The organism is Halorubrum aethiopicum (genome assembly GCF_001542905.1).
Classification (GTDB): Archaea; Halobacteriota; Halobacteria; order Halobacteriales; family Haloferacaceae; genus Halorubrum; species Halorubrum aethiopicum.
Genome location: NZ_LOAJ01000001.1, coordinates 705,033 through 724,713 on the forward strand (window position 1 = coordinate 705,033; position 19,681 = coordinate 724,713).

The 19,681-nt window shown below is 66.3% G+C and carries 15 protein-coding genes, 2 tRNA genes, 3 rRNA genes and 2 pseudogenes; 16 read left to right on the plus strand and 6 right to left on the minus strand.

The window, feature by feature from the left end; genetic code table 11:
• The first annotated feature begins 102 nt into the window (after positions 1-102).
• Positions 103-675 carry a magnesium transporter gene (locus AXA68_RS03395; protein WP_066412820.1) on the plus strand — a complete coding sequence of 191 codons (573 nt, stop codon included), beginning with the start codon at positions 103-105 and terminating at the stop codon, positions 673-675.
• A 137-nt stretch (positions 676-812) separates the two neighbouring features.
• Positions 813-1,328, plus strand: coding sequence for a magnesium transporter (locus tag AXA68_RS03400; RefSeq protein WP_066418333.1), 516 nt, complete (start codon positions 813-815; stop codon positions 1,326-1,328).
• 26 nt (positions 1,329-1,354) lie between these two features.
• On the opposite strand, the gene AXA68_RS03405 is transcribed toward AXA68_RS03400, so the two are convergent.
• Positions 1,355-1,795, minus strand: coding sequence for a DUF2391 family protein (locus AXA68_RS03405; protein ID WP_066412822.1), 441 nt, complete (start codon positions 1,793-1,795; stop codon positions 1,355-1,357).
• 172 nt (positions 1,796-1,967) lie between these two features.
• Between AXA68_RS03405 and AXA68_RS03410 the strand changes: the two genes are divergently transcribed.
• Together AXA68_RS03410 and AXA68_RS03415 are read left to right on the plus strand one after the other, a co-directional pair.
• Positions 1,968-2,645, plus strand: a complete 678-nt coding sequence (locus AXA68_RS03410) for a class I SAM-dependent methyltransferase (RefSeq protein WP_066412825.1) — start codon at positions 1,968-1,970, stop codon at positions 2,643-2,645.
• A gap of 348 nt (positions 2,646-2,993) precedes the next feature.
• Positions 2,994-5,623, plus strand: a pseudogene (locus AXA68_RS03415) (valine--tRNA ligase).
• Between the two features lie 19 nt (positions 5,624-5,642).
• Here AXA68_RS03415 and AXA68_RS03420 read toward each other — a convergent pair.
• Positions 5,643-6,700 (minus strand): annotated as a pseudogene (locus AXA68_RS03420) (quinone-dependent dihydroorotate dehydrogenase).
• Positions 6,701-6,820: 120 nt separating this feature from the next.
• Complete coding sequence (locus AXA68_RS03425; protein ID WP_008001971.1) at positions 6,821-7,024, minus strand: AbrB/MazE/SpoVT family DNA-binding domain-containing protein; 204 nt, start codon at positions 7,022-7,024, stop codon at positions 6,821-6,823.
• Positions 7,025-7,267: 243 nt separating this feature from the next.
• Here AXA68_RS03425 and AXA68_RS03430 point away from each other — a divergent pair, with 243 nt between their 5' ends.
• The 6 genes from AXA68_RS03430 to AXA68_RS03455 all read left to right on the plus strand — a co-directional run bounded on the left by AXA68_RS03430 (position 7,268) and on the right by AXA68_RS03455 (position 13,538).
• On the plus strand, positions 7,268-7,597 hold the full coding sequence (locus AXA68_RS03430; protein WP_066412827.1) for a non-histone chromosomal MC1 family protein: 330 nt from the start codon (positions 7,268-7,270) through the stop codon (positions 7,595-7,597).
• Positions 7,598-8,162: 565 nt separating this feature from the next.
• Positions 8,163-9,633 (plus strand): 16S ribosomal RNA (locus AXA68_RS03435).
• A 189-nt stretch (positions 9,634-9,822) separates the two neighbouring features.
• Positions 9,823-9,894, plus strand: a tRNA-Ala gene (locus AXA68_RS03440).
• 268 nt (positions 9,895-10,162) lie between these two features.
• A 23S ribosomal RNA gene (locus AXA68_RS03445) occupies positions 10,163-13,082 on the plus strand.
• Between the two features lie 136 nt (positions 13,083-13,218).
• Positions 13,219-13,340 (plus strand): 5S ribosomal RNA (gene rrf, locus AXA68_RS03450).
• Together the 16S, 23S and 5S rRNA genes with 2 tRNA genes alongside form the textbook arrangement of a ribosomal RNA operon.
• Before the next feature lie 122 nt (positions 13,341-13,462).
• Positions 13,463-13,538: transfer RNA gene (locus tag AXA68_RS03455), tRNA-Cys, on the plus strand.
• Between the two features lie 70 nt (positions 13,539-13,608).
• On the opposite strand, the gene AXA68_RS03460 is transcribed toward AXA68_RS03455, so the two are convergent.
• Positions 13,609-13,965 (minus strand): DsrE family protein, encoded by a 357-nt coding sequence (locus tag AXA68_RS03460; protein ID WP_066412830.1) that lies wholly within the window; start codon positions 13,963-13,965, stop codon positions 13,609-13,611.
• A 259-nt stretch (positions 13,966-14,224) separates the two neighbouring features.
• Here AXA68_RS03460 and AXA68_RS03465 point away from each other — a divergent pair, with 259 nt between their 5' ends.
• The 3 genes from AXA68_RS03465 (at position 14,225) to AXA68_RS03475 (ending at position 16,336) form a co-directional block, all read left to right on the plus strand.
• The gene (locus AXA68_RS03465) at positions 14,225-15,109 is read left to right on the plus strand and encodes a cobalt-precorrin-7 (C(5))-methyltransferase (RefSeq protein WP_080505144.1); all 885 of its coding nucleotides are present in this window, start codon (positions 14,225-14,227) and stop codon (positions 15,107-15,109) included.
• 72 nt (positions 15,110-15,181) lie between these two features.
• A complete protein-coding gene (locus AXA68_RS03470) occupies positions 15,182-16,036 on the plus strand; it encodes a hypothetical protein (protein WP_066412833.1) in 855 nt (284 codons plus the stop codon).
• Positions 16,037-16,129: 93 nt separating this feature from the next.
• Positions 16,130-16,336, plus strand: a complete 207-nt coding sequence (locus AXA68_RS03475; protein WP_066412834.1) for a hypothetical protein — start codon at positions 16,130-16,132, stop codon at positions 16,334-16,336.
• A gap of 43 nt (positions 16,337-16,379) precedes the next feature.
• Here AXA68_RS03475 and AXA68_RS17035 read toward each other — a convergent pair whose 3' ends face one another.
• The gene (locus tag AXA68_RS17035) at positions 16,380-16,535 is read right to left on the minus strand and encodes a hypothetical protein (RefSeq protein ID WP_198530013.1); all 156 of its coding nucleotides are present in this window, start codon (positions 16,533-16,535) and stop codon (positions 16,380-16,382) included.
• A gap of 118 nt (positions 16,536-16,653) precedes the next feature.
• Between AXA68_RS17035 and AXA68_RS03485 the strand changes: the two genes are divergently transcribed.
• The 3 genes from AXA68_RS03485 to AXA68_RS03495 all read left to right on the plus strand — a co-directional run bounded on the left by AXA68_RS03485 (position 16,654) and on the right by AXA68_RS03495 (position 18,736).
• On the plus strand, positions 16,654-17,268 hold the full coding sequence (locus tag AXA68_RS03485; RefSeq protein WP_066412837.1) for a VOC family protein: 615 nt from the start codon (positions 16,654-16,656) through the stop codon (positions 17,266-17,268).
• On the plus strand, positions 17,265-17,945 hold the full coding sequence (locus tag AXA68_RS03490) for an alpha/beta hydrolase (protein WP_066412840.1): 681 nt from the start codon (positions 17,265-17,267) through the stop codon (positions 17,943-17,945). Before AXA68_RS03485 ends, AXA68_RS03490 begins: the two co-directional genes overlap by 4 nt.
• A 101-nt stretch (positions 17,946-18,046) precedes the next feature.
• Positions 18,047-18,736 (plus strand): DUF1028 domain-containing protein, encoded by a 690-nt coding sequence (locus AXA68_RS03495; protein ID WP_066412848.1) that lies wholly within the window; start codon positions 18,047-18,049, stop codon positions 18,734-18,736.
• 28 nt (positions 18,737-18,764) lie between these two features.
• Here AXA68_RS03495 and AXA68_RS03500 read toward each other — a convergent pair whose 3' ends face one another.
• Positions 18,765-19,640: an endonuclease/exonuclease/phosphatase family protein gene (locus tag AXA68_RS03500; protein WP_066412850.1), complete on the minus strand. Its 876-nt coding sequence runs from the start codon at positions 19,638-19,640 to the stop codon at positions 18,765-18,767.
• Positions 19,641-19,681: the final 41 nt, after the last annotated feature.

The following is a 19,681-nucleotide window of genomic DNA, read 5'->3' on the forward strand; positions in this document are numbered from 1 at the left end:
CTGCCGGACGCCCCCGCCGACGGCCGGTTCCGACGCCCCGTCCCCGCCGAACTCCCCCACCGCCGGACGGCTTTTCACGAGCCCCCTCGTCGGTACGTCCGCATGGACGGTCACGAAAGCGCGCGGGAGGTGTACCGGCAAGCGCTCCCCGTCGTGCTCGTCAGCCTCGTCGCCGGGCTGTTCGCGGGCACGATCCTCGGCTCCGAGACCATGCGATCCGGGATCGAGAGCGTTACCGGCATCCTGCTCCTCCTCCCGGCGTTTCTCGCGACCCGCGGCGGCGTCTACGGCTCGCTCGGCGCTCGGCTCTCGACGGGCCTCCACCAGGGGGTGATCGAGCCGACGTTCGCGCTCGACCGGCGGCTCACGAACGCGATCGTCGCCTCCTTCATCAACGGGATGACGGTCTCCGTGTTCATCGCGGTCGTCACCTACCTCGCTCTCTTCCTCCTCGGCGGGCAGGGGAGCCTGCTCGAGCTCGTCGGAATCATGCTCGTCGCCGGCTTCCTCTCGGCGGCGCTGATGCTCTCGGTGTTGATCACCGTCATCTTCGTCGGCTACAGGCGCGGGCTCAACCCCGACAACGTGATCGGCCCGGTCGTGACGACGCTGGGCGACGTCTTCGGCGTCTTCTTCCTGCTCGTGGGGATCTACGTCGTGGGGGTGATCACGTGAGCGAGCCGCGGGGTGACGACGCCGCTATCGACATCGACGACGCCGACGCGACCTCCCCAGCGACGGCCGCGGACGACGCGATCCCGGACGAGGCGGCCCCCGTCGACGAGTGGTCGATATCCCGCATCGTCCGCACGATGATCCCGCTTCTCGCGGCCCTGTCGGTGCTCCAGCTCGTCTCGGGGACCGTCCTCGAGAGCTTCGAGCGGACCCTGCTACAGTACCCCGCGCTCCTCGTTCTGCTTCCGGTCCAGATCGGCACGGCCGGGAACCTCGCGTCGATCATGTGTTCGCGGCTCACCACGCAGCTGTACCTCGGGACCTACGAGCCGCGGCTCTCGAACCCGGACGTTCGCGCCAACGTGGTCGCCGTCTTCGCGCTCGCGGGGACCGTCTTCGGGCTCGTCGGCGTCGCGGCGTGGGCCATCGGCGTCGCGCTCGGCGGGTCGCTCGCGCTCGCTCGCGTGCTCCTGATCGCGCTCGTCTCCGGGATGCTCCTCGCGGTGCTCGTCGTGGTCGCGAGCGTCGTCGCCGTCGAGGTCTCCTATCGGGTCGGGCTCAACCCCGACGACACGACGATCCCGGTCGTGACGAACGTGTGTGACGTCGCGGGCGTGTTGATCCTGTTCGCGGTCGTCGGCGTCGTCGTGTGACCGCGTCCGGTTCGGGAGGCGACGGATCAGAACACGCTGTCGGCCGTCGCGGCCCCGACGACGCTGAAGACCGCGCCGACGGAGACCGCCTTGGCCGTCGTCACCCACAGCGCCGTCCCCGTGACGCCCTGCTCGATGAGGAACGTGTCGGGCGCGTCGAAGAGGACCGCGAGCACGATCACCGACCCGAACGAGACCGTCATCAGCGAGAGGAACCTGACGGGGATCCCGACGACCTCCTGTTCGGCCTCGGGGTCGCGTCCGGTGTCCGCACGGTACAGGGTGGCGTACCCGATCGCGGCGACCATGACGGCCGTGAGGACCGCCTGGAGCCAGTTCATCCCGATCGCGAGCACCCACACCTCCTCGGTGACGACGAACGGCCCGGCCAGGAGGAACCCGCCGACCATCTGCTGGGCGGAGTCGGCGACCCGAAATCGCGGCCGTCGGAGGCTCGGGCGTTTCATACCTCGACCACCCGGCCTCGGGAGAAAAACGCGTCGCTCGCGCCGTCGCCCCGATCGTGCCCGTCCTTCGCCCGCCCCACCCAATTCCACCCCATCCCACCTCACCTCTCCGCGCCTCGCCGCACCCGCCCGCCGTCGATCCGGTTTTCACCCCTCCCGCCGTCCTCGGCGTATGAGCGTCAGAGAGGAGTTCGACGCGTGGGCGAGCGCCGGCAGGGACCGGGGCATGGAGGACCGCCACTGGCACACCGCGAAACACGTCCTCGCCCGCATGCCGGTCGAGCCGGGCGATACCGTCCTCGATCTGGGAACCGGCTCCGGCTACGCGCTCAGAGCGCTCCGCGAGCGTGACATCGGCCGCGGCTACGGCCTCGACGGCGCGCCGGAGATGGCCCGGAACGCCCGCGGATACACCGACGACGACGCGATCGGCTTCCTCGTGGGCGACTTCGACGCGCTCCCGTTCGCCGACGACTCGGTGGATCACGTCTTCTCGATGGAGGCGTTCTACTACGCGACGAACCCGCACAACACTCTCGAGGAGGTCCGTCGCGTGTTGAACCCCGGTGGAACCTTCTACTGTGCGGTCAACTACTTCGCCGAGAGCGAGCAGACCCACGGGTGGCAGGAGAACATCTCGATCGACATGACGCTGTGGAGCCGCGCGGAGTACCGCGAGGCGTTCCGCGAGGCCGGGCTGTACGTCGCCGGACAGGACGCGATCCCGGACCGGGAGATCGAGATCCCGCCGGAATCGGCGTTCCCGACCGACGAGTGGGAGCGCCGCGAGGCGATGGTCGACCGCTACCGGACGTGGGGGACGCTTCTGACGGTCGGCGTCGCACCTTGATCGGAACGTCGGTTTCGAAGTATTGGACGGTTTCAAAGTCCCCACTGATCGGCTACCCGAACTGGGTGCCATAACTGTGGAGAACATTCACAAAGCCCCAGTCGCGAGGATTCGCGCGGCTCGCTGCGGTCCTCAGTCGCCGGGCTTCGTCCTCGCGACTGCCCCTTTGAATCCCACCCCGCCCCGCGACCGCACCTCACGCCTCCCCAGCCTCGTCGCTGGCGCGGTTCCGCGCCAGCGACTCCCTCGCGCGCGTTGCTCGCGCGCGCCGGATCACTTAGTCCGGCCGCCGCGGTTCCGGCGTAACCGAGGCCGTTAAGAGGGAACCGCGGGAAATCCCACCCGATAATGCCCAGCGGAGAGTACGACCCCGACACCGCCGAGCCGCACTGGCAGCGGCGATGGGTCGACGAGGAGACGTACGCGTACCCCGACGACCCCGTCGATCCGAACACCGCGTTCTCCATCGACACCCCCCGCCGACCGTCTCCGGCAGCCTCCACTGGGGCCACGTGTACGGCTCGATCCTCCAGGACGTCGTCGCCCGCTTCCACCGGATGTACGACAGCGAGGTGTTCTACCCGTTCGGCTACGACGACAACGGGATCGCCTCCGAGCGGCTCACCGAGCGCGAACTCGACGTTCGCCACCAGGACTTCGAGCGCCGCGAGTTCCAGCGCAAGTGCCGGGAGGTGTGTCTGGAGTACGAAGAGGAGTTCACGGAGAAGATGCAGGGCGTCGGCCTCTCCATCGACTGGAACAACACCTACCGCACCATCTCGCCGGAGGTCCAGCGCGTCTCCCAGCTCTCCTTCATCGACCTCTACGAGAAGGGCCGCGAGTACCGCCAGGAGGCCCCGGCGATCTGGTGTCCCGACTGCGAGACCGCCATCTCGCAGGTCGAGACCGAGGACGCGGAGCGCGACTCGCACTTCCACGACATCGAGTTCGGCGTCGCGGGGAGCGAGGACGCCTTCACCATCTCCACGACGCGACCCGAACTCCTCCCCGCCTGCGTCGCCGTCTTCGTCCACCCCGACGACGAGGAGAACGCGGACCTCGTCGGCCGCGAGGCGGCGGTGCCCCTGTTCGGCCACGAGGTGCCGATCATCGCGGACGACCGCGTCGACATGGAGACGGGGTCGGGGATCGTGATGTGTTGTACCTTCGGCGACCAGAACGACATCGAGTGGTACCAGGCGCACGACCTGGACCTCCGGGTCGCCATCGACGAGTCCGCCCACATGACCGACGTCGCCGGCGAGTACGAGGGGCTCCACTCCTCGGAGGCCCGCGAGGCCATCGTCGAGGACCTCGAGGCGGCCGGCGCGCTCCTCGATCGGTGGGAGATCACCCACACCGTCAACGTCCACGAGCGATGCGAGACGAGCGTCGAGTTCCTCGTCACGGAGCAGTGGTACATCGAGGTGCTGGACAAACGCGAGGAGTACCTCGAGGCCGGCCGCGAGATGGAGTGGTTCCCCGAGAAGATGTTCACCCGGTATCAACACTGGGTCGAGGGCCTCCAGTGGGACTGGCTCATCTCCCGGCAGCGCTCCTCCGGGATCCCCTTCCCCGTCTGGTACTGTGCGGACTGCGACCGCGAGGTCGTCGCCGAGAAGGCCGACCTCCCCGTCGACCCGCTCTCGGACGATCCGCCGGTCGACGCCTGTCCGGAGTGCGGTCACGGGGAGTTCGTCCCCGAGGACGACGTGCTCGACACGTGGGCGACCTCCTCTCTCACCCCGCTCATCAACGCCGGCTGGGACTACGACGAGGACGCCGGCGAGTTCGCCATGGACCGCCCGGAGATCTATCCGATGAACGTCCGGCCGCAGGGCCACGACATCATCTCCTTCTGGCTGTTCCACACCGTGATCAAGTGTTACGAGCACACCGGCGAGGTCCCCTTCGAGTCGACGATGATCAACGGGATGGTGCTCGACGAGAACCGCGAGAAGATGTCGAAGTCCAAGGGGAACGTCGTCGACCCCGACGCGGTGTTGGAGGAGTACCCCGTCGACGCCGCCCGCTACTGGGCGTCCGGCTCCGCGATCGGCGACGACCTCCCGTACCAGGAGAAGGGGCTCCGCGCGGGCGAGAAGCTCATCCGGAAGCTCTGGAACGCCTCGAAGCTGGTCGAGTCGCTCGCGCCCGAGCCGTACCCCGACGAGCCCGAGGGCGGCCTCCGCGAGATCGACCGCTGGCTGCTCGCCGAGCTCGACCGCGAGGTCGAGACGCTCACCGGCAGACTCGAGAATCGCGAGTTCTCGAAGGCGCGCGACGGGCTCCGGAGCTTCTTCTGGAACACGTTCTGTGACGACTACCTCGAGATCGCCAAACAGCGCGAGGACGCCTCGGCGGCGTACACGCTCCGGACCGCCCACCGCCGGTTCCTGAAGCTGTTCGCGCCGGTGCTCGCGCACGTCACGGAGGAGCTGTGGCAGGACATGTACGCGGACGCGGCCGCGGGGGACGCGGGCGACTCGATCCACCTCGCCGACTGGCCCGAACCCCTCGGACTCGACGCCGACGCCGACGCCGGCCGCGCCGCGATGGCGGTCGTGGGCGCGCTCCGTCGGTACAAAAGCGAGAACCAGCTCCCGCTCAACGCCGACCTCGACGCGGTCGAGGTGTACGCCGACATCCGCGGGTTCGAGGACGACGTCACCGGCGTGATGCACGTCGCGGACCTCGCGGTCCACCCGGACGCGGAGGCTCCCGTCGAGACGGTGGTCACCGGGATCGACCTCGACTACGCCACCGTCGGCCCGAAACACGGGGACCGCGTCGGCGACATCGACGCCGCGCTCGCGAGCGGGGACTACGAGATCGACGGCGACGAGCTCCACGTCGCGGGCGTGACGCTGGAGGACGGCGAGTTCTCGATCGAGGAGAACAGGCGGTACGCGGGCGAGGGCGAACTCCTGGACGCGGAGGACGTCGTCGTCATCGTCCGAAACGCTGTCGAGGCCTGATCGCTCGAACTCGACCCGATCACTCGAGGTCCGCGCCGACCGCGTCCGCGACCGTCTCGAAGCCGTCGCGCTCGAGGAGGTCGAGCAGTCCCCGGTTGATCGAACGGGCGAGCCCCGGACCCTCGTAGACGAGCGCGGTGTACAGCTGGACGACCGACGCGCCGGCGCGGATCTTCTCGTATGCGCCCGCCGCGTCGGAGACGCCGCCGACGCCGACGACCGGCACGTCCGTCCGCTCCGCGACGAACCGGACCAGGTCGGTGGAGACGTCCTCGATCGGCTTTCCCGACAGTCCCCCCGCTCCGCGCGGTTCGGGCTCTCCAGCGTGTCGGGACGCGAGACGGTCGTGTTGGTCGCGATCACACCGTCGAGGCGGAGGTCGTCGACGACGGCGAGCGCGTCCGCGATCGCCTCCCGCGGGAGGTCGGGCGAGAGCTTGACCAGAAGCGGCGACGCGCCCGCCTCCGAGAGCGTTCCGAGGATCTCCTCGAGCGCCTCGCGGTTCTGTAGCTCGCGGAGGCCGGGCGTGTTGGGACTCGAGACGTTGACGACGAAGTAGTCGCCCGCGTCGGCGACGCGCTCGTAGGTGTACAGGTAGTCGTCGGCCGCCTCCGACAGCGGCGTCGACTTCGACTTCCCGACGTTGACGCCGACCGGCACGTCCGGCATCGGCTCCCGGTCGAGGCGGTCGCCGACGACGTCCGCGCCCTCGTTGTTGAAGCCCATCCGGTTGATCAACGCGTCGTCCTCGCGGAGCCGGAACAGTCGCGGTCGGGGGTTCCCCGGCTGTCCCTCGGCGGTCACGCCGCCGACCTCGACGTGGCCGAACCCGAGCGCGGCGAGCGCCCGCGGCACCTCGGCGTTCTTGTCGAAGCCGGCGGCCACGCCGACCGGGTTCGGAAACGCGATGTCGAACGCGTCGACCCGTAACCGCTCGTCCTCCACGGCGTACCGCTCCCGGAGCGCCGGCTCGATCGGAGTGCCCTGTACGCCACGGAGGAGGCGGTGTCCCGCGGTGTGTGCCGTCTCGGCCGGGAGCGCGAACAACGCCGGCTTCGCGAGGTCGTAGAGCCCCATCGGTCGGTTCTCGTCGTGGACGGGTATCAATCCGCCGACCCGCGGTACCGGCGGCACGGACGTCGTCGGTCGGGACGCGAGAAACGGCCTCGTCTCGGACGGCCACGGACCGCGATGGCCTCAGAAGTCGTGTTCGAGCTGCTCGGGGTCCGAGTCCGCCTTCTGGATGATGATCTTGCCGTCGCGGACGCGAACGAACACCTCGTCGCCGATCTCCATCCCGGCGACGGCGAGCTCGTCCTCGTGGAGGTTCACGTGGACGTTGTGGTACTCCCCGTCGTCGTCCTTGGCGCCACTCGGGCTGAGCTTCTTTTTGCGGACCATCGCGGGTGTATGGCTCGCACTTCGCCACAGCAGACATATAAGTGTTGTTTACGCGTCGGATCGCCGTCTCGGGTGGAAACGGAGGTCGATCGACTTCCACTCCCGTCGTTCGATTCGACCACCGGAACCGCCTCGAGATCGAGGGCCCGTTCCGGCGTATTTATAAGTTATGTGCCGATCAGTTTTCATTTCGCCGATATATTTATTACGGGTTGTGTGTTGGGTTGACACGGAGGTAAAACCATGGTACGTGAAGACGGTAAGCGAAACTTCGCCCTCCGGGAGGAGGACGGGTCGGAACCGAGCGAGTTCTCCGGGAACATGCCGAGACAGGCGGCGCTCAAGGCGGCTCGGACCCTCGAGCCCGCCCCTTCCGAGGAGGAGGCGGAACGGATCACGCTCAGGCTCCGCGAGAAAGGGACGGAAAAGGTACACGAATACGAGGGGTGGGCGTGGAAGGCGAGCGCTCCCGAAGTCGACGAGGCCGACGACGACTTCTGGCTCAACGACCTCGACGACATCACGAAGGCGAACGTCTCGAAACAGGGTATCGAGTACCTCGACGAGGAGTAACTCCCTGTCCCGTCCGCTCCGACGAGCCCGCGTTTCTTTCACGGACCGACTCCGCCAGCCGCGCGTTGGGGACCGGACGGTCGCCGCTCGGATCCGCCTTTCGCGCCATGAAACCGCATGACGTGGCGGGTTCGGTTCGACGGGGTTAAATGTGTACCCCGATTCGAATGGAATGCGAAGGCCCCCGCGGTGGGGGCAGCGGCCGGCCGCCGACGGCGGCCGGTCGACGCGTTCCGACGGGGTTAAATGTATACCCCGATTCGAACCGAATGCGAAGAACGCATCGCGAACTCGGGCCGTTCAACCCGGCCCGGTTTCGCAGGACCGACGAAGTCCGATGGGTTTATGTCCCATGCTGGACAACGTTCAGGTCCGCGAAGGATGAGGATTTCGCCCCCTGCGCTCCGGCGTAAGAGGAGATCTGATGTGAGCCGTGGACGTTCGGTGTCATCCGGGTCGCCGGTGGCAACGGACTCCACATTGGACCATGCAATGGTGTGTTGACAACGAGTCAACACCCGCCAACATAACCCCCTCGTGCCGGGAATCAGGCGCGAGGGTACACATTCCGGTTGATCCTGCCGGAGGCCATTGCTATTGGGATCCGATTTAGCCATGCTAGTTGTACGAGTTCAGACTCGTAGCGAATAGCTCAGTAACACGTGGCCAAACTACCCTTCGGAGCACGATACCCTCGGGAAACTGAGGCTAATAGTGCATATCACAGTCCACCTGGAATGAGGACTGTGTCAAACGCTCCGGCGCCGAAGGATGTGGCTGCGGCCGATTAGGTAGACGGTGGGGTAACGGCCCACCGTGCCAATAATCGGTACGGGTCATGAGAGTGAGAACCCGGAGACGGAATCTGAGACAAGATTCCGGGCCCTACGGGGCGCAGCAGGCGCGAAACCTTTACACTGCACGCCAGTGCGATAAGGGGATCCCAAGTGCGCAGGCATAGAGCCTGCGCTTTTGTCCACCGTAGGGAGGTGGACGAATAAGGGCTGGGCAAGACCGGTGCCAGCCGCCGCGGTAATACCGGCAGCCCGAGTGATGGCCGATCTTATTGGGCCTAAAGCGTCCGTAGCTGGCCGCGCAAGTCCATCGGGAAATCCACCCGCTCAACGGGTGGCCGTCCGGTGGAAACTGTGTGGCTTGGGACCGGAAGGCGCGACGGGTACGTCCGGGGTAGGAGTGAAATCCCGTAATCCTGGACGGACCGCCGATGGCGAAAGCACGTCGCGAGAACGGATCCGACAGTGAGGGACGAAAGCCAGGGTCTCGAACCGGATTAGATACCCGGGTAGTCCTGGCCGTAAACAATGCCTGCTAGGTGTGGCTCCCACTACGAGTGGGTGCTGTGCCGTAGGGAAGCCGCTAAGCAGGCCGCCTGGGAAGTACGTCCGCAAGGATGAAACTTAAAGGAATTGGCGGGGGAGCACTACAACCGGAGGAGCCTGCGGTTTAATTGGACTCAACGCCGGACATCTCACCAGCATCGACTGTGGTAATGACGGTCAGGTTGATGACCTCGCCACGAGCCACAGAGAGGAGGTGCATGGCCGCCGTCAGCTCGTACCGTGAGGCGTCCTGTTAAGTCAGGCAACGAGCGAGACCCGCATTCCTACTTGCCAGCAACGCTGTGAAGCGGTTGGGGACAGTAGGAAGACTGCCGTGGCCAACACGGAGGAAGGAACGGGCAACGGTAGGTCAGTATGCCCCGAATGTGCTGGGCAACACGCGGGCTACAATGGTCGAGACAAAGGGTTCCAACTCCGAGAGGAGACGGTAATCTCAGAAACTCGATCGTAGTTCGGATTGTGGGCTGAAACTCGCCCACATGAAGCTGGATTCGGTAGTAATCGCGTGTCACAAGCGCGCGGTGAATACGTCCCTGCTCCTTGCACACACCGCCCGTCAAAGCACCCGAGTGAGGTCCGGATGAGGCTCGTCACACGAGTCGAATCTGGGCTTCGCAAGGGGGCTTAAGTCGTAACAAGGTAGCCGTAGGGGAATCTGCGGCTGGATCACCTCCACAGACCCGAGACCTCCCTTCAGGGAGGCTCATCTTACCTTCGACCGTTCACACGAACGGTCACTACTCATTCACTTCGCATGCGTCCAACACGGAATCCGCGTCACCGCCGGCCCGGACACTTTTGAGCGTCCACGGCTCACACCTACACACCCCCACACCAGACCATATCCTCTCCACATGGAGAGGTGGGCTCATAGCTCAGCGGTAGAGTGCCTCCCTTGCAAGGAGGATGCCCTGGGTTCGAATCCCAGTGAGTCCATGTCAGTCCGGCCGGTTCGAAACGTGCCCCTTAAGGGCGTACCGACGAACCGTTCGGACACGACGACCGATGCACCATCCCGGGAAACCGCGGATGGGAAGGGTTCGACGAACACGCGCTGCCACGCGTGATTCGATGACGACCGTGTATACGTGCGATCCAGACGTCCACTGAACTCATACGAGTTCGTGGAACGTCAGTGAACCATACAGTCGGACTACCTCTTATGAGGTACTCTGACACCGTCAGTGTTCTTTGAACACTGACACACTACTGGCTACTGTGCCAGCTGGTGAATGGCTCGGCTCGAGAGCCGACGACGGACGTGCCAAGCTGCGAAAAGCTCGTGGGACCCGCATGGAGGGAAAGAACACGAGATCTCCGAATCGGAATCCGTATTACAATTGCTACGCGCAATAGGGAACCCCCTGAATTGAAACATCTCAGTAAGGGGAGGAAAAGAACGCAATCGCGATGTCGTCAGTAACCGCGAGTGAACGCGACACAGCCCAAACCGAAGGTCTTCGGACCAATGTGGTGTTCGGGTTGACACTCAAGCCGCGAAATCGCATTCGAAGTCTCCTGGAACGGAGCGTGAAACAGGGTGACAACCCCGTAGAATGCGAGAGTACCGGTGGCGTCAAATCCAGAGTAGCAGGGGTCGGATATCCTCTGTGAACACTCCAGGCATCCCCTGGAAAGGCTAAACACTCCTCGAGACCGATAGCGAACAAGTAGCGTGAGCGAACGCTGAAAAGCACCCCGAGAAGGGCGGTGCAATAGGGCCTGAAATCAGTTGGCGATCGAGCGACAGGGCGTAGAAGGCGTCTCTCAAAACGACCGAGAAGCGATTCTCTAGTAGGAAGAGAGACGAGCCGGCGTCGTGTCGTGCGTTTTGAAAAACGACCCAGGGAGTGCACTTGAATGGCGAGTCTAACTCGTGAACCGAGGAAGGCGCAGGGAAACCGATACGGCCGCAGCACTTTGTGCGAGGGCCACCGTGTCCAAACGCGGGGAGTCATTCGGGTGCGACCCGAAACCAGGCGATCTATACGCGAGCAGGGTGAAGCGTGGCGAAAGCCACGTGGAGGCCCGTTAGAGGTGGTATCCTACAATATCCTCTCGTGATTCGTGTATAGGGGTGAAAGGCCCATCGAGCCTGGCAACAGCTGGTTCCGACCGAAACATGTCGAAGCATGACCTCTTCCGAGGTAGCCCGCGGGGTAGAGCTACCGATTGGATGACCCGCCTCCGAGAGGAGTCGGCCATCCTGTCGAACTCCAAACCCGCAGGCGCCGCAGACGAAGGGAGTCCGGTGCGCGGGGTAAGCCTGTGTACCGTGAGGGGAACAACCCAGAGCCGGGTTAAGGTCCCAAAGTGTAGATTAAGTGCGATTCGAAGGTGGTCTCAAGCCCTAAACAGCCGGGAGGTGAGCTTAGAAGCAGCTACCCTCTAAGAAAAGCGTAACAGCTTACCGGCCGAGGTTTGAGGCGCCCAAAATGATCGGGGCTCAAATCTACCACCGAGACCTGGCCGTATCCGTGAAAGGATAACCGCGTAGGTCGGCGTTCTGTTCGGATGGAAGCTCGGGCGAGAGCTCGCGTGGACCGTTCAGAAACGACAATCCTGGTCACAGTAGCAGCGATAGTCGGGTGAGAACCTCGACGGCCTGATGAGCAAGGGTTCCTCGGCACTGCCGTTCAGCCGAGGGTCAGCCGGTCCTAAGACACACCGCAACTCGACTGTGTCAACGGGAAACTGGTTAAGATTCCAGTGCCATCATGCGATAAAAGTCGACGCCGTGTGGACCGCTGAGCCGGGCATTCGCCCGGTCGAATCGTGGAACCTCGTGGAAGCCGTCACGGCAGGAAGCGAGAGAAGCGCGAGATAGCGTAAGTCAGCCGTACATAGGGCCCGTGAAAAGACGAGCATGATGTCCGTACCGAGATCCGAAACAGGTGCTCTGGCAGCGCAAGCCACGGCCTGTCGGGAGAACCGACGTTAGGGAATTCGGCAAGTTAGTCCCGTACCTTCGGAAGAAGGGATGCCTGCTCTCTGCAGAGCAGGTCGCAGTGACTCGGGCGCTCCGACTGTCTAATAACAACACAGGTGACCGCAAATCCGCAAGGACTCGTACGGTCACTGAATCCTGCCCAGTGCGGGTATCTGAACACCTCGTACAAGAGGACGAAGGACCCGTCAACGGCGGGGGTAACTATGACCCTCTTAAGGTAGCGTAGTACCTTGCCGCTTCAGTAGCGGCTTGCATGAATGGATAAACGAGAGCGCCACTGTCCCAACGTTGGACCCGGTGAACTGTACGTTCCAGTGCGGAGTCTGGAGACCCCCAAGGGGAAGCGAAGACCCTATAGAGCTTTACTGCAGGCTGTCGCTGAGACGTGGTCGCCGATGTGCAGCATAGGTAGGAGACGGTACACAGGTGCGCGCGCCAGCGCGTCGCCGAGTCAGCATTGAAATACTACCCGTCGGTGACTGCGACTCTCACTCCGGGAGGAGTACACCGGTAGCCGGGCAGTTTGACTGGGGCGGTACGCGCTCGAAAAGATATCGAGCGCGCCCGAAGATCATCTCAGCCGGGTCGGGAACCCGGCGAAGAGCGCAAGAGCACAAGATGGTCTGACAGTGTCATTCCCAACGAGTGACGCTGACGCGAAAGCGTGGTCTAGCGAACCTACGAGGCTCCGGAATGGGGCCCGTAGATGACAGAAAAGCTACCTTAGGGATAACAGAGTCGTCACCCGCAAGAGCACATATCGACCGGGTGGCTTGCTACCTCGATGTCGGTTCCCTCCATCCTGCCCGTGCAGAAGCGGGCAAGGGTGAGGTTGTTCGCCTATTAAAGGAGGTCGTGAGCTGGGTTTAGACCGTCGTGAGACAGGTCGGCTGCTATCTATTGGGGGTGTTATGGTACTTGACGTGAACGGTCGTATAGTACGAGAGGAACTACGACTGGTCGCCACTGGTGTATCGGTTGTCCGGAAGGGCAGATGCCGAGTAGCCACGCGACACGGGGTAAGAGCTGAACGCATCTAAGCTCGAAACCCACATGGAAAAGAAGTACCGACGAGGTCACTCGTAGAAGACGAGATAGATAGACTCGGGATGTACGCGCCGAGGCAACGAGGCGTTGAGTCCACGAGCACTAACAGACCGAAGCCACAGTCATACGGTCACTGGACCTTCCACACTCGTATGAGTTCAGGCGGTAGCTGGATCGCACGCATACACGGTCGTCAATAAGACGAGCCACTGACACAGGGGTCTCTCTTGAGAGAGTCTCGGTTCGAGTCCGGGAGTCAGCATGAAGGCGGCCATAGCGGTGGGGGCACACCCGTACCCGTTCCGAACACGGAAGTTAAGCCCACCCGCGTACCGGGAAGTACTGGAGTGAGCGATCCTCTGGGAACCGCGGTTCGCCGCCTCGCCACTCATACTTCATCACATTCGAGCCCACGGACACCGCGTCCGTGGGCTCTTTTCATGTATTTCGCCGAGCAGCGACGCTTCCCGATAGGCTTAAACGCTCGACAGCGGTACGTTCGATAGCGCCAAGGTGGCAGAGTCTGGTCAGACGCAGCGGCCTGCAGAGCCGCCCGACGCCGGTTCAAATCCGGCCCTTGGCTTTTTTCCACACGCACAGCCGCCGGGCTCGGCCGGTTCGACCGATGCCGTAGATATCGCCGTAGGACCTCGTTAGAAGGTGATGATCTCGTAGTCGTTGTCGACGAGCGAGCGGATGCTCGGGTGGCCGTCGTGTTCGTCGAGGGTGACGAGACCGGCGTCGGCGACGGCCTCGTCGACGCCGAACGCGCCCGAACAGTAGTCACAGACGACCGCGTCGTCGCGGACCGTCCGATACAGCTCGTGGTAGTCGCTCTCCTCGTCTTCGAGTTCGGGGACCCACTGGGTGCCGGCCCCATCGAAGACCAGTTCGAGTTCGTCGCCGTCGGTGTCGGCGAACTCCTTTGCGGCCTCCAGCGCGTTCGCGAGGCGGCCGTAGTCGGCGTGCGATTCGTTGCCGGCGAGGATCACTATCGCTGCTTTCGTCATCGCACCCGTCACGAGGGCCACCGTCGTACTAAACTCGGCGCGGGTGTGTGTCGCGGACGCCGACTCGTCACGTGAATACACGACACGTATCGCCGGGGCGTCGTATCTCGTCTCGCGTTCCGCTGCTCGCGTCGGGAGGTCGTTCTCGGATCGCTCGCGGGGATCGGCGTCGGATCAGCCGTGGTCCGAACCGCCACGGCGGTCTCTCCGACCGCGTCGAATCGGATCGGTGTTACGGTCCCGTCACGTGTTCTGCGTCATGAGCGATGGGAACGCCGGAGATGGCCGGGAGGAGTCGACCGATCGACGCGGTCCGAACGCCACCGCCTCGGGCGATGTCGACGGGACGGACGACGCGGGGAATCTCGACACCGGATCCGACCCGGCGGCGTACGCGGCCGCGACGCCCGAGGTCGGGCTTCCGGACGCGCCGGGACCGGCCGGCGACGCGCCGGCGGTCCGCGCGGTCGGGGTCGGCCCCGGGAACCCGGAGTTCCTCGTTCCGCGGGCCGACCGGGCGATCCGGCGGGCGGACGTCGTCATCGGGTTCGAGACGGTCGTCGACCTCGTCCGCGACCGCACCGACGCGGACCTCCTCTCCTGCGGGTACCGCGACGAGGCCGAGACGCTGGCGACGTTCGCCGACCGCGTCGCCGGCGGCGACCGCGGGGTCGCGGTTCTGATGGGAGACCCGAACCACTCGGGGTACCAGTTCCTCGGAAAGGTCGAGCGCGCCGTCGACGAGGCGACGGACGGCGGGGTAGGGGTTCGCGTCGTCCCCGGCGTCTCCTCGCTTCAGGTCGCGGCGAGCAGGTGCCGGACGCCGATGGAGGACGCGACGTTCGTCACGCTCCACAAGCGCGGCGACCTCGCGGTCGACCTCGACCGGCTCCGCCGGGACGTCGGCGACCGCCACCTGCTCGTTCTCCCACGTCCGTTCGACTGGATGCCGGGGGACGTCGCGGCGGACCTGCTCGAACACGGCGGGCGGGCGGACGCGACCGCGCTCGTCTGCGAGCGGCTCACCCGCGACGACGAGGCGATCGCGCGGACGACGCTTGGCGACCTCGCCGAGCACGCGGGCGGCGACGGCCGCGACGACTCCCCGTTCTCGGACCTCTCGGTGCTCGTCGTCAGGCGGTGACGGGGCGGGGGAGTCCCGGCGACTCGCTACGGGTTAGTAACCGTTATACATCGGGTGACCCACACTCGAACCATGCAACGACGCGCTGTAGCCGTATACGTCGCGTTCTTCTTGCTCGTCGGGAGCGCGACCGGTGTGCTCGTCACGACGGCCCAGACTCCCGGGATATCCTTCGAGAACCCGGACTACGACCTGTCGTCGGGCGACTCCTTCGAGGTGGACGGGAACGAATACACCGTCGCGGCCATCACCGAGACGGAGGAGGGCGGCGGCGGACACGGGGGCAGTGTCACGACGACGATCACCGCGACCGTCGAACGGAACCGGACCGCGGAGGCGTCGGAGTCGTGGGCGAACGGCTCGAGCGTCACGCTCGACGGCGGAGAGTGGAGCGTCCGGATCTCGGGCGACGACCCCAGCTCGTTCACGCTCGTCGAAGTCCTCGACCGGACCGCGATCCTCGAGGAGGACCCGAACGCCGACAACGAGACGATCGAGCGTGACGGCGAGGAGTACGTCGTCGTGACCGAGAACGGCGAGTCGCGGCTCGTCCCGGCGAACGAGTACTTCCCCGAGCCGGCGGAGCGCTCGTACGCGGTCGACGACGAGTTCGCGTACGGCGACCGGACGGTCACCGTCGACTCCGTCTCGAGCGACGCGGCCGTGGTGGTCTGGATGACGACGGAGACGGTCTCGACCGAGATCGCTCAGAACTCGCGGGTGACGATCGGCGACACGGAGTTCGTCGCCCACTTCGAGGACGCGTCGACGCTGACGCTGTCGACCGACTTCGAGTCGTTCGAGGCCCAGCAGGCCGCGATCGATCGCCACGAGACGCGGAGCGACGGCCTGTGGCGCGTGATGATCGTCAGCCTGCTGTCGTCGGGGCTGTTCCTCGCGATGGCGTTCATGCCCTCGCGGTACTGAACCGGCCGCCGACCGACTTCGTCGAACCGCGTTCCTCCCGCGTCGTTTCCGCCGGATCGACATCCACTAGCGCCCGGAACCGGTAGCGCAGCCATGAACTCCCTCGCCGAGACGGTGCGACAGCTCGCGCCCCACTGGGGCGTCATGTTCGTCGCGATGCTTTCCGCGCTCGCCGTCGCGGAGCGCGTCGTCGCCGCCGTCCCGCTCTGGGGGTCGCTCCTCGTCGTCCTCGTCGTCGCCGTCGGCTACCCGCCGGTCGTTCGCGTCCTCGGCGTCGCTCCCGACGTGTGGGAGCGGTGACCGCGAGCTCGACCGCGACCGCTTCGACTGCGGTCCGTTCGTGCTACTCCTCTTCGGGGCTCGCGTCGGCGGCCGGGTCGGGGCCGATCCCGGGTCCGTACGCGCCGACGCCGACGCCGAGCGCGAAGGAGGCGACGGCCGAGACGGCTATCCACAGCAGTTCGGGGTGTTCGTGGCCGGTGTGTAACAGGATCTCCACATCGTCCCCTCCTCGCGACGACGCTAAAATCCGTTCGGTTCGACCCGATAACATCCACGTCAGCCGATCACCGTCCGGTCTCTCCCGGCTTTATTCCGGTGGGTCCCCAAGGGGTGGTATGACCGACGAGAGCGAGGTCCCGGTGACCGCGGAGCGACCCGACGCGCCGTTTCACACGACCGGCACCGACCACATCACGATCTGGGGCAGCAACGAGGCGGACACGGTCGCGTTCTACCGCGACCTGCTGGGGATGCCGCTCGTCTTACGCCAGCCCAACCTCGACGACCCCTCGCAGACGCACCTCTTCTTCGACACCGGCGACGGCCGGATCCTCACCGTCTTCGTGAGCGACGACCGCCCCTCCGCGCGCGGCCAGCGGCCGGGGACGGGCGCGGTCCATCACCTCTGTTTCAGCGTCGACCCCGACGAGTACGAGGAGATCATGCGCGCGCTCGAGGAGGCCGGCAAGGGGTACAACGTCTTCGACCGCGGGATCTTCCACTCCATCTACACCCAGGACAACAACGGGCTCGTGATCGAGCTCTCCTCGGACAAGTACGAGATCCCCGCCGACCGCAAGGGCGAGGTGCTCGCAACCGCCCAGCGGCTCCGCGAGGAGGACGGCGCGGACTTCGCACAGGATCGCCACATGGAGGCGGCCTTGGAGGAGCTCGGCCTGCCGGTGAACAAGTACGACCTGCCCGAGGCCGACGCCGGAGTCGGCGTATGAGCCGGAAGAACCCGCACGCCGGCGACGACCCCCACGGCGACGAGGAGCTGGTTACGGCCGGGACGCCCCTCGAGGAGGCCGATGCGGCGGTCGTCCTCGTCCACGGCCGGGGAGCCACCGCCCGGAGCATCGTCGGGTTCGGCGAGGAGGTGTCGCCCGCGGACGGGGGCGTCGCGCTGCTCGCGCCGCAGGCGGCCGCGAACACCTGGTATCCGAACTCGTTTCTCGCGCCGGTCGAGGAGAACGAGCCCGGACGGAGTTCGGGACTGCGTGCCGTGGAGACCGCCGTCGAGACGGCGGCCGACGCCGGGATCCCCTCCGAGCGCGTCCTCGTCGCCGGCTTCTCACAGGGCGCGTGTCTCGCGAGCGAGTTCGTCGCGCGGAACCCCCGCGAGTACGGCGGGCTCGCCGTCCTGAGCGGCGGGCTGATCGGCGACTCGGTCGCCGTCGACGACTACGTCGCGGACGCCCCCGACGACGCGCTCGCCGGAACCCCCGCCTTCCTCGGCTGTAGCGACGTCGACCCGCACATCCCCGAGGAGCGCGTCCACGAGACGGCCGCGGTGGTGGAGGCGCTCGGCGGCGACGTCGAGACCCGGATCTACGAGGGGATGGGCCACGGGATCAACGAAGACGAGACGGAGCACGTCTCGGCGATGGTCGCGGCGCTGGCGTAGCCGCCGCCGAGACTCCCCCGCCGCGAGGACGGACCGTCGCCCTCCCGGCCCGGACCGTCCCCGTTCCGTACCTTTTTCGCCGGCGGCGTCGACCCCGACACGTGACCTTCAGCATCTGCGTCCGCGAGCGGTACACCGACGACGCGGGCGACGGCCAGGTCCGGTTCGGGGTGGCGGTCACCACGCGGCTGCCGGGCGTCGGCGCGCTGTGCCCGTTCGCCTCGGAACGCGGCGCGGTGGCGACGCAGTCGCACACCAACGTCGAACTCGGCCGCAAGGGGCTCGAGTACCTCGCCGACGGGCTCGCGGTCGGGGACGCGCTCGACGCGCTGCTGGCGGCCGACGAGGGTCGCGACCGGCGACAGCTCCACGGCGTCGACGCCGACGGGACCTTCGCGTTCACCGGGGACGAGTGCGGGGAGTGGTGCGGCCACCGCGTCGGGCAGAACTACACCGCCGCCGGCAACCTCCTCGTCGGGCCGGCCGCGCTCGAGGACGCCGCGGCCGCCTACGAGTCGACCGCGCACGGGGAGGCACCGCTCGCCGAGCGGCTGATCGACGCGCTCGCGGCGGGCCACGACGCGGGCGGCGACAAACGCGAGGACCTCTCGGTCCAGTCGGCGGCGGTTCTGGTCGCGCGGACCGAGGAGACGGGCCGTCTCGATCCCTTCCACGACGACCTCCGCGTCGACGCCACCGAGACGCCGATCGCCGACCTCCGGGAGACGTTCGAGACCGCCCGCCGCGGCTACGAGGACGCGCTGGCGCGGTACGCGGACGACGGGGAGTAGACCTCGGCGACCGCGGCCGTGGCGCGGATCACGGCCGGAGTCGGGCGAGCACCGGCAGGTGATCGGAGGGGTAGCGTCCCCGGTCGTCCCGGTCCGCGAGCGTCGCGAACGCCTCCGTTTCGACCGTCGACGAGACGAGCACGTGGTCGATCCGTCGGTTGTCGATCAGCCGCGAGAAGTCGGTGAGGCTCGTCCGCGGCCCGTGTCGCACGTCGGCGGCCGCGGCCGCGTCGCGGAGGGCGTCGCCCGCTCCGCCGTCCGGGTCGTCCCCGGTCAGGATCCGGTGGGGATCCGACCCGGCCGTACAGTTGAAGTCGCCGACGAGCACTCGCGGAACCCGCTCGGATCCGTCGAAGGGGTCGTCGGCGGAACCCGCGTCTCCGTCCTCGCCGTCCACTGCGGCGAGTTCGGGGATCCGCTCGCGCAGCAGTCGGGCGGACTCGCGCCGTGCGCGCGCGCTCACGTGATCGAGGTGCGTGTTGACGACGAGCAACGGGGAGTCGGCGGGTCCGGCCGGTCCGTCCGGCTCCTCCCGCGGTCGGATCCGGGCCCAGGTGGCGATCCGCGGGTGCGCGGCGTCCCAGCCGGTCGAGGGCTCCGCCGGCGTCTCCGAGAGCCAGAACGTGCCGTCGTCGACCGCCCGCCAGCGGTCGGTGCGGACGCCGATCGGGCATCCCTCGCCGGCGTCGTCGCGCTTTCGCCCGCGCCCGAGGAGGGCGTACTCGGGAAGCCGCTCGCGGAGGTCGTCCCGCTGGGCGGGCAGCGGCTCCTGGAACGCGACGACGTCCGGCCGGTGAAACCGGACCAGGTCGGCGACCCCGTCCCTGCGGGCGTACCAGGCGTCGTGGCCGTCGTGTCGGTTGTCGTAGCGGACGTTGTAGCTCAGGACCCGGATCCGGCTCATCTCACTCGCCCGGTTGTGAGCGCTTCGACGTAAACCGCCCG